Here is a 10,863-nt window from a genome sequence, read left to right as displayed (position 1 = left end):
AAAAAAAATGATACTTTACAATGTAATATAGATTGATATAGGATCTCTATCATTATAAAAAATTTTATTATTTTTTAAAAAGTTAATGAGGTTAATATCAAATGCCAATAATAAAAGTACGTGAAAATGAACCGTTCGATGTAGCGCTTCGTCGATTTAAACGATCTTGCGAAAAAGCTGGTATTTTAGCTGAAATTCGTCGAAGAGAATTTTATGAAAAACCTACTACTGAAAGAAAACGAGCTAAAGCTTCTGCTATTAAAAGACTTGCAAAAAAACTTACAAGAGAAAACGCAAGACATGTTCGTATGTACTAAATATATTTATTTAATAATAAAGGATTAAAAAAATCCGTTCTTCTTTTTGTATTAATTAAGAACGGATACTAATTTTATAACATAAAAAATATATGTCTGAGAAAATACCAAAAGATTTTATTAATGAATTATTATCTCGAACTGATATTGTAGAACTTATTAACAATAGATTAATTTTAAAAAAATGCGGTAAAAACTACAAAGCTCAGTGTCCTTTTCATCATGAAAAAACTCCATCGTTTACTGTTAGTTATGAAAAGCAATTTTTTTATTGTTTTGGATGTAATATACATGGCAATGCTATTGATTTTTTAATGAATTATGAACATTTAAGCTTTGTAGAAAGTATTGAAGAATTATCTACAATTCATGGAATTCAAATACCTTTTGAGCATACCAAAAATAATGATTTTTACATTAAAAAACAAAAACTATATCTATTAATGCAAAAATTATGTTATTTATATCAAAAAAATTTAAAATTGGATAATTTAGCTAATAAATATTTATATAAAAGAGGCATTGATCAAGAAATGGTTAATGTTTTTTCAATTGGATTTTCTAGTATAAATTGGAATAAATTTTGTATAAAATTTAATATAGAGAAAAAATTAGAACAGGAATTATTAAGTCATAATATAATTTCAATCAATAAACAAGGATATAAATATGATCCTTTTCAAGGTCGTATCATCTTTCCGATACAAGATCAACATGGAAGAATTGTAGCTTTTGGAGGTCGTTCAATAAATAATTTCTTACCAAAATATATAAATTCTCAAGAAACAAATATTTTTTCTAAAAGCAAGCAAATATATGGATTATATCAAGTTAAAAAAAAATTTTTTAAACCTAAATATTTGTTGGTTGTCGAAGGTTATATTGATGTTATTACATTAACGCAATATAATATTAACTATGTAGTTTCTTCTTTAGGCACCGCAACGACCATCGAACATATTAAAATATTGTTTCAAAATACAGACACAGTTATATATTGTTATGATGGCGATGAAGCAGGAAAAAATGCAGCCTGGAAAACTTTGAAAAAAGCATTACCATATATATCAGATCAAAAAACGTTAAAATTTATTTTATTACCAAACAATGAAGACCCTGATATCACTATTAGAAAAGAAGGAAAAGAAAAATTTCAAATTCGTATTAATAATGCTATGAGCATGTCAAAATTTTTTTTTAAATACATTCTAAAAAATGTTAATTTATCATCAATAGATGATAAATTTTACTTAAGCGTACGTGCGTTACCTTTAATAAATACTATTACTAGTGATACTATACGCATTTACTTGCGTCAGACATTAGCTAGAATGATAGGCATTTTAGATGATAATCATTTTGAAAAATTTTTATATGAACAAGAAATAAAAAAAAGACAAAAAACATATTTTTATGTTAAAAGCACTCCAATGAGAATGCTTATAGCTTTACTTATACAAAATCCTAATTTAGCTATAATAACACCTCCAGTACAAATATTAAAACAAAGAAATATAAAAGGTTTAGATATTTTTTTAGAGATATTAGAAATATGTCTTAACAATCCCAACATTAATACAGGTCAATTGTTAGAGTATTACAGAAATACGAAAATAAGTAATATTTTAAAAATCTTATCTGGATGGGATCATATGATTGTTCAAGAAGAAATTCAAAATATGTTTTTAGATTTACTAACGAATGTATATAATAAAATTCTTGAAGAAAGACAAGAATATCTTATTGGAAAAGAAAGAATAAAAGGATTAACAATCAGTGAAAAACAAGAAATTTGGTCTATTAATAAAAAATTACTAAAAAATAGCATAAAAAAAAGAAAATAATTAATATATAATGATAAATTTTACTATTAAAAATCTATATTTTTAATAAAAAATTTATTAATTTTTATCAAACTAATAGAATTTGGATATCATCTTATGGATCAAAATCCACAATCACAACTTAAGCTACTTGTTACACATGGCAAGGAACAAGGTTATTTGACCTATGCGGAAGTGAATGATCATCTACCAGAAGATATTATTGATTCTGAACAAATCGATGATATCATTCAGATGATTAATGATATGGGAATACCAGTAGTTGAAGAAGCTCCTGATGCTGATGATTTAATTTTAAATGAAATACAAACAGATACAGATGAAGATGCAGTAGAAGCTGCAACGCAAGTTTTATCTAGCGTAGAATCAGAATTAGGAAGAACTACTGATCCTGTTCGAATGTACATGAGAGAAATGGGAACTGTAGAATTATTAACACGAGAAGGAGAAATAGATATAGCTAAACGAATTGAAGAAGGAATTAATCAAGTACAATGTTCAGTATCAGAATATCCAGAAGCAATTACATATCTTCTTGAACAATATGATCGAATTAAAACAGGTGAGATAAGATTATCAGATATAATAACAGGATTTGTAGATCCAAATGCAGAAGAAATGTTTTCTCCTACTGCCATTCATATAGATTCAGAACTATTAGATGAAGAACAAAACCAACATGAAGATGAAGAAAATAATCAAACAGAATCTGAAGAAGATCACAGTATCGATCCAGAATTAGCAAATGAAAAATTTTCTGAATTACGAGCGCAATATAACAATACAAATAATACAATTAAAAACAAAAAAAGAACACATAAAGACTCTTTATTAGAAATTTATAATCTTTCCGAGGTGTTTAAACAATTCCGACTAGTTCCAAAACAATTTGATCACTTAGTTAATAACATGCGTTATATGATGGAAAGAGTTAGAGTTCAAGAAAGAACTATCATGAAACTATGTGTTGAAAAATGTAATATGCCAAAGAAAACTTTTATGAAAATTTTTCCAGAAAAAAATATTGATCACAATTGGTTTATAAAAGAACAAAATACAAATCAACCGTGGTCTGGAAACTTAAAAAAAGTTCAAAAAGATATTTTTTCAAGTATAAATAAATTAATTGAAATAGAACAAGAAACTGGATTAACTATTGAACAAGTAAAAGATATTAATAAAAGAATGTCTATTGGAGAAGCTAAAGCCAAAAGAGCAAAAAAAGAGATGGTAGAAGCTAATTTAAGATTAGTAATTTCTATTGCAAAAAAATACACGAATAGAGGACTACAATTTTTAGATTTAATTCAAGAAGGAAATATCGGTTTGATGAAAGCTGTAGATAAGTTTGAATATCGCCGTGGTTATAAGTTTTCCACTTATGCTACTTGGTGGATTCGACAAGCAATTACTAGATCTATTGCTGATCAAGCTCGTACTATTCGCATTCCAGTGCATATGATAGAAACAATTAATAAACTTAATCGTATTTCTAGACAAATGTTACAAGAAATAGGTCGAGAACCTACTCCAGAAGAATTATCTGAAAAAATGCTTATTCCAGAAGATAAAATTAGAAAAGTTCTAAAAATAGCAAAAGAACCAATATCAATGGAAACTCCGATTGGAGATGATGATGATTCACATTTAGGTGATTTTATCGAAGATACATCTCTAGAACTTCCATTAGATTCTGCAACATCTGAAAGTTTGCGATCTGCAACACATGATGTATTATCAGGTTTAACAGCTCGTGAAGCAAAAGTACTACGGATGAGATTTGGAATTGATATGAATACTGATCACACTTTAGAAGAAGTGGGAAAACAATTTGATGTCACTCGAGAAAGAATACGTCAAATAGAAGCTAAAGCACTTAGAAAACTACGTCATCCAAGTAGATCAGAAGTTTTGCGTAGTTTTTTAGATGATTAAAAAAAATGTACACTATAAAATAAAACTTCTGAAAGAATAACTTGTGTTATTTTAAGAAAAACAGAAGTTTTTATTTTATAAAAAAATTAAATACCATCTCCATAGTAGTAAAAATCTTCTAAAGACAAAGTGCTACAATTGCTTTTTTTAAAAGCATATTTTTTTTCACTATTTAATGAACTAACAATTTTAGCTGGTATTCCAACAACTGTCACATATGCAGGGATGTTTTTTAAAACTATAGAACCAGCTCCTATTTTAGAACCTATTCCAACTTCGATATTTCCTAAAACTTTTGCTCCAGATCCTATTACAACTCCTTTTCGAATAGTAGGATGTCTATCTTTTCCAAGACTTTTACCTGTACTTCCTAAAGTAACCGAATGAAAAATCGAGACATCATCCTCTACAATTGTACCTTCTCCAATTACAATACCAGTTGCATGATCAAGCATTATACCAGAACCAATAGATGCAGCTGGATGAATATCAACTGCAAAAATAGTAGATATTCTACTTTGTAAATATATAGATAATGAAGTGTTTTTTAAATTCCAAAGATAATGACTTAATCTATAAGATTGTAATGCATGAAATCCTTTCAAATATAAAAATGGAATTAAGTAATTGTTTATTACTGGATCTCTCTTTAACACTGCCTTTAAATCTTGAACTACAGCTTTTAAAATAGAAGAATCATCTAAATATATCTCATTAAATATTTTTTGGAGTATATTTGTAGAAACAGTATTAGTAGATAATTTATTTGATAGTATATAACTTAAAGCAAAACTTAAACTTTTATGTTTTAAAATATTATTATAATAAAATTTTGATAAAATTGGTTCTTTTTCGGATAAAGAAGAAACTTCATATATTATTTTCTTCCATATTTTTGATATTTCTACAATACACATATTTTTTCCCTTAAATCAAATCAATTATTTTAATAATAAAAATTTTTTATTTATTAAATAAAAAAACTAACTAATTTTATTCGTGTTTGTATTATCAAAGTTTATACGATTAAAATAAATAGAATCAAAATTAATAGGAGAAATATGCAGTTGCGGAAAACTTGCACGAGATATTAAACTAGAAATACACTCACGTGCATAAGGAAATAAAATATTTGGACAATAAGCACATAAACAATGCTTTAATTCATTTTTATTTAAATTTGGAATAACAAATATACCAGCTTGATCTACATCACATAAAAATACTATATCTTCTTTTATTTTTACTAAAACTTTTATTTGCAAAATAATTTCAAAAATATTTTTTTCGACTTTTTTTGAAAGAGTATTTAGATCTATTTTAACAGTAGGTTGCCAATTTTTATAAAAGATATCAGGTGTATTAGGAACTTCAAAAGAAATATCTTTTATATAAATACGTTGAATTTCAAAAATATCTTGTTGTCTTTTTTTTTCTGACATAATATATATCCAAAAAAAATTAATAATAATATATGTATTAAAAAAACTGCGTTCAATTTACAAGATATATAAAATATTTGTTAATTTTTCAATTATTTATTTTTAATAGTAAGAGGTAAATTTTCTGATATCCAATGAGATATGCCATTTTTTAAGAAAAAAATATTATTAAATCCATGTTTTAACAGCTCATTCATACAATTTTTGCATTCATTCATTTCATTTAATATTAAAATAATTGGAAGAGATTTGTAATCTTTTATTTCTTTTATTTTTCCTAAGATAATATTTTTTAGCGGAATATTAATAGAATTAACAATGTGACCTTGTTGAAAAACTTCTTTAGAACGAGTATCAACTATAATTGCATTCTTTTTATTTATTAATTTTATTGCTTGAGTATTATCAATAATTTTATCTTTAAAAGAGATATGTTTAATTGTTAAAAAAAATGATCCAATAAGAAAAAAAATCCATAAAATACTAAGTATAAAATGCTCGTTAAAAAAAAATACTAGATTATACATAAATTGATATATCCTATATTTTATTAATTAAAAAAATTTTTATTTTTTATAAAATTATTAACTTGGCATTTAAATTATTTTAAATGCAAGTTAACAATTAAAAATATATAAAATTTTTATATTAAATCATTTTATTAAAAGATATTTAATCTTCTTTTTGCTTTTAGAATCTCTTTGTACACTTGACATGGTGCTACTCCACCTTGAGATAATCTTTTTTCAAGACATGCTTCTAAAGTAATATTTTTATATATATCATCTTCGATAAGATTACTATACTTTTTAAAAGTAGATAATTCTAAATCATTTAAAGATTTTTTTTCTGTAATTGCTTGAAGTACTAATTGACCAGATATATTATGCGCTTCACGAAAAGTAACACCTTTTTTAACTAAATAATCTGCTATTTCTGTTGCATTGGAATACCCTTTTTCTGCAGATTTTCGACATGATTTATATTTTACTTTAATATTTTTTAATACTAAAATTGCTATAGATAAAGAATCATTCCATGTTTTGATTGCATCAAATAAATATTCTTTATCTTCTTGCATATCTTTATTATAAGATAAAGGTAAAGATTTTAATACTGTTAAAATAGCCGTTAAAGAACCGTAAACACGACCGCACTTAGCTCGAATTAATTCTAAAGCATCTGGATTCTTTTTTTGAGGCATTAAAGATGAACCAGAAGTAATCGAATCAGATAATTCAATAAAATTAGCTTCTCCAGAATTAAAAAATATTAAATCTTCAGAAAATCGTGATAAATGCATCATACTAATTGAAGCCGATGATAATAACTCAACAACATAATCTCGATCAGAAACAGCATCCAGTGCATTATTAGTAGCTGAATCAAATCCCATAGATAAAGCTAATTCTTGACGATTTATTTTCCATGCTGTTCCTGATAAAGCACCAGAACCTAAAGGGCTTTTGTTTAATCGTTTTAAAACATCTTTTAAACGACTAAAATCTCGTCTTAACATCTCTACATAAGCTAAACACCAATAGGAAAAAGTAATAGGTTGAGCACGTTGTAAATGAGTATAACCTGGCATAATAATATTATGATTAGATTCAGCATTTAAGATAAAATATTTTTGTAGTTCAATAATATTATCTAATAAAATATATATTTTTTTTCTACACCATAATTTTAAATCAGTTGTAATTTGATCATTTCTACTACGACCAGTATGTAATTTTTTTCCTAACTTACCTATTTTATTAATAAGATTTGCTTCTACCCAACTATGAATATCTTCACAATCACTCTTAAGAATATTTTGAGTATTTTTTTTTGCTTCATCTAATAAGACAAGCAATGCTGATTCTATGCAAATTTGTTCTTCCTTACTAAGGATCTTGCTCTTCATTAGAGCTTTAGACCAAGCGATTGAAGCAGTTATATCCTCTTTTGCTAAAACGTAGTCAAAAGACAAAGATTTATTAAACTTTTTAAACAATTCATCTGATTCATTAATGAATCTTCCACCCCAAAGTGTCATATATTTTCTCTGTAAAAAAAATAATAATTAAAGATTAAATTTTTAATTGTTGTAAAACTATAAAACTATTTAAATTTATTTTTTGCACGTATTCTAGAAGATAGTGAAAACAGGCGAATAAAACCATCTGCATCAGATTGATTATATACTTCATCTTTTCCAAAAGTAGCATATTCTAAAGAATATAACGAATTAGGAGACTTTTTTTGAACAGCTGTGACACTACCTTTATATAATTTTAACATCACTTCTCCATTAATTTCAGAAGATAATTCATCAGCAGCAGCTTGCAAAGATTTTCGTATCGGCGAAAACCACCGACCATCATACACAACTGAAGACATTTCCAAGCCAATTTTTTCTCTCCATCGAAAACTTTCTCGATCTAAAACTAATTGTTCAATAGCTTTTATCGCTGTTGTAATAATAGTTCCTCCTGGAGTTTCATAACAACCTCGAGATTTGATTCCAATCAATCTATTTTCGATGATATCAATTCTACCAATACCATGTTTAGCACCAAGATCATTTAATTTTTCTACGCATTTTAATGGTTTTAATTGCTGATCATTAACAGATATTACACATCCTTTTTTTAATTTTAGTATAATATACTCAGGTTTTTCTGGAGCATCTTCAGGATTTGTAGTCCAATTCCAACAATCTTCATTAGATTGATTCCAAGGATCTTCAAGTAATCCTCCTTCTGTTGAAATATGCCAAACATTTTCATCTTTACTATAAATTTTTTCTAATGTTGCTTGTATCGAAATATTTCTTTCATGTAAATATCTCAATAAAGATTCCCTTGAATGAAGTTTCCATTGACGCCATGGAGCTATTACATGTAAATTTGGTGCTAATGATGCATATGCCATTTCAAATCGCACTTGATCGTTTCCTTTTCCAGTAGCACCATGACATAATGAATCTGCTTTAATGTTTAATGCTAATTCTACTTGTTTTTTTGCTATAATAGGTCTAGCTAATGCTGTTCCTAATAAGTAATTACCTTCATATAGTGCACCAGTTTTCAAAACTGGATAAACATAATCTCGTATAAATTCTTCTTTTAAATCAAATATATGACAACTAGAAGCACCTGAATCTAATGCTTTTTTTTCAATCCCATTTAAATCTTTTTTAGATTGTCCTATATCTGCTACAAAAGCAATCACTTCTACATCATAATTTTCTTTTAACCAAGGAATAATGGCTGAAGTATCTAAACCACCAGAATATGCTAAAACAACTTTATTTGGTTTTTTCATAATTTTCTTATAACCTATTTTTTGTAATGTTTCATAACGAAAACAACTATAAAAATACTCTAGTACCAATATTAACACCGTTAAATAATGACTTTAATGATTTTGCATTTTGCCAACTTGCTATATCTACAGAACGATTTAAAATACTAACTGCTTCTAACGCAGCATTTACTTTAACAATCATACCATTGGTAATAATTCCTTGTGCAATTAATTTTTTAGCTTGAACACTATTAATTTCGGCTATTCGTTGTCCTTTTCCATCTAATATTGAGCTAATATCAGATAATAAAATTAAATTAGCTTGTAAAGTAGCTGCTAAAGCTGTTGCTGCTAAATCAGCGTTAACATTCATTAATAAGCCATCTTTTGTTATTCCTATAGAACTAATAATAGGTAAAATATCTTCTTTAAATAATTTTTTTAAAAATAATGGTGATCCTGGAATAGCTTTCCCTACATGTCCTAAATCTTGATCTAATTTTTCTACATTAACACTTTTTCCATCAGCTAAACATAATCCAACAGCATTTATTTGATATTTTAACGCCCATGCAAGTAGAGTCTTATTAGCAGTTCCAGCTAAAGCGCCCGTAATAAAATTTATATGTTCAGATAAAGTAATACGTAAACCATTCTTTTTTTTAACTGGAAGATTAAGTTTTTTCATTAACTCATCAATTAAACGACCTCCACCATGTACTATTAATATATGACGTTTATAAGATTTTTGATAATCAACAAGTGCTTTAAATAAACGCTTCATAGCATCATCACTTTCTAAAAGAACTCCGCCCAACTTAATAACTAATGGATTCATTATAAAATACCTCGTCATTAATTAAACTATAATTGATTCCATTTCAGAAAAACAAAAACGAATATTAAAACATTGCATCGTTTTATTATTTACACTTGTTAATAAACTATCTTCGCCGATTAAAATTACTATAAAATTATTTTTAATAATAAAACCAATATAACAAAATAGTAGTTTTTAAACTATTTTAATGTTAGGTAAAGATTTATCATACAAACGAATTAATAGTTTGGTTCCATAAAATTTATAAAATATATTATAAATATCAACTGATTTAACATTAGATTGTAATTTGTATGTAATAGTAGTAATAATACCACGAGAAAAAGAACCTAAATTTGAAATGAAAATTATTAGAATACCTAGATGTTCTAGAATTTTAGGAGTATAACGATGTATAAATATATTATATGAATGTAAACTCACTTCACAAAAACCATTATTAAATTTAGTTTTTCTATCTGTATAACTAACATTAATAATAACATTAATTACTGATAGAAAGGTTTTATAAAGAATATCATCTGCTTCTATAAAAAGTTTGAATGCTAATTGAATACACGTCGCATAATATCCTAGTACTATAATTAATTATGACTTAATGATATCTTTTTCTTTGCATTTTACTAATCCATAAAACAGATATTTTTAATATTTGCTGATATTTGTATAAAAAATTATAATATTTTATATATAATAAATTTTTTTTAATCTAAAAGCTACAGAAAGATCAAATACAATATAATTATTAAAACAAAAAGAAGAAAAAAAGAATAGCTAACATAATGATTTATTGCTAAAAAAATAGCATTAATATCTTTTTCTATAAATATAGATTTATTAATATCATAAAATCTTAAATTGATAATATTTATAAATTATTGATGTATATCTGAAAATAATTTATCTAAATCTAAAATATTTTCTAAAATAAGTATTTTTTGATATAAAAAAATTTATAACAATAAAAACAATTAACTAATTCTGTACTAGTATCAATAATTATAACGTTCAATATTAAATCGATAAACCTTTAAAAAAACTTTTATTTACAAAAAAATAATACGTTTAATTTTAAAAGCAAGAATATATTCTATAATATTAAAAAATTGATGTATTATCTATTTATGAATAAAATGTTTTGTATCTTAAAGACAAATATTTGTAATATTTTTATATAATAATAAAAAAAA

At 25.4% G+C, this 10,863-nt stretch carries 10 protein-coding genes; 3 read left to right on the top strand and 7 right to left on the bottom strand.

The window, feature by feature from the left end; genetic code table 11:
* The first annotated feature begins 101 nt into the window (after positions 1-101).
* The 3 genes from rpsU to rpoD all read left to right on the top strand — a co-directional run bounded on the left by rpsU (position 102) and on the right by rpoD (position 4,096).
* A complete protein-coding gene (gene rpsU / locus D9V70_RS00290) occupies positions 102-317 on the top strand; it encodes a 30S ribosomal protein S21 (protein ID WP_158355795.1) in 216 nt (71 codons plus the stop codon).
* 92 nt (positions 318-409) lie between these two features.
* Positions 410-2,161, top strand: coding sequence for a DNA primase (gene dnaG / locus D9V70_RS00285; protein ID WP_158355794.1), 1,752 nt, complete (start codon positions 410-412; stop codon positions 2,159-2,161).
* A gap of 96 nt (positions 2,162-2,257) precedes the next feature.
* Positions 2,258-4,096 carry an RNA polymerase sigma factor RpoD gene (gene rpoD / locus D9V70_RS00280; RefSeq protein WP_158355793.1) on the top strand — a complete coding sequence of 613 codons (1,839 nt, stop codon included), beginning with the start codon at positions 2,258-2,260 and terminating at the stop codon, positions 4,094-4,096.
* A gap of 86 nt (positions 4,097-4,182) precedes the next feature.
* Here the strand turns inward: rpoD and cysE are convergent, their stop codons facing one another.
* The 7 genes from cysE to D9V70_RS03205 form a co-directional block, all read right to left on the bottom strand.
* Entirely contained in the window at positions 4,183-5,013 is an 831-nt protein-coding gene (gene cysE, locus D9V70_RS00275) for a serine O-acetyltransferase (RefSeq protein ID WP_158355792.1), read from the bottom strand.
* A 66-nt stretch (positions 5,014-5,079) separates the two neighbouring features.
* Positions 5,080-5,538, bottom strand: coding sequence for a protein-export chaperone SecB (secB, locus tag D9V70_RS00270; protein ID WP_158355791.1), 459 nt, complete (start codon positions 5,536-5,538; stop codon positions 5,080-5,082).
* A 92-nt stretch (positions 5,539-5,630) separates the two neighbouring features.
* Complete coding sequence (locus D9V70_RS00265) at positions 5,631-6,065, bottom strand: rhodanese-like domain-containing protein (protein ID WP_158355790.1); 435 nt, start codon at positions 6,063-6,065, stop codon at positions 5,631-5,633.
* A gap of 134 nt (positions 6,066-6,199) precedes the next feature.
* Positions 6,200-7,579 carry an argininosuccinate lyase gene (gene argH, locus D9V70_RS00260; protein ID WP_158355789.1) on the bottom strand — a complete coding sequence of 460 codons (1,380 nt, stop codon included), beginning with the start codon at positions 7,577-7,579 and terminating at the stop codon, positions 6,200-6,202.
* Positions 7,580-7,644: 65 nt separating this feature from the next.
* Positions 7,645-8,850, bottom strand: coding sequence for an argininosuccinate synthase (locus D9V70_RS00255; RefSeq protein WP_158355788.1), 1,206 nt, complete (start codon positions 8,848-8,850; stop codon positions 7,645-7,647).
* A gap of 46 nt (positions 8,851-8,896) precedes the next feature.
* Positions 8,897-9,670, bottom strand: coding sequence for an acetylglutamate kinase (gene argB / locus D9V70_RS00250; RefSeq protein ID WP_158355787.1), 774 nt, complete (start codon positions 9,668-9,670; stop codon positions 8,897-8,899).
* A gap of 177 nt (positions 9,671-9,847) precedes the next feature.
* Positions 9,848-10,189: a hypothetical protein gene (locus D9V70_RS03205; RefSeq protein WP_437177666.1), complete on the bottom strand. Its 342-nt coding sequence runs from the start codon at positions 10,187-10,189 to the stop codon at positions 9,848-9,850.
* Positions 10,190-10,863 lie beyond the last annotated feature (674 nt).

This window comes from Buchnera aphidicola (Lipaphis pseudobrassicae), assembly GCF_005081185.1.
Taxonomy (GTDB): Bacteria; Pseudomonadota; Gammaproteobacteria; order Enterobacterales; family Enterobacteriaceae; genus Buchnera; species Buchnera aphidicola_AD.
Note: the sequence above shows the minus strand (reverse complement) of the source record. Positions and strands in the feature narration are given on the sequence as shown.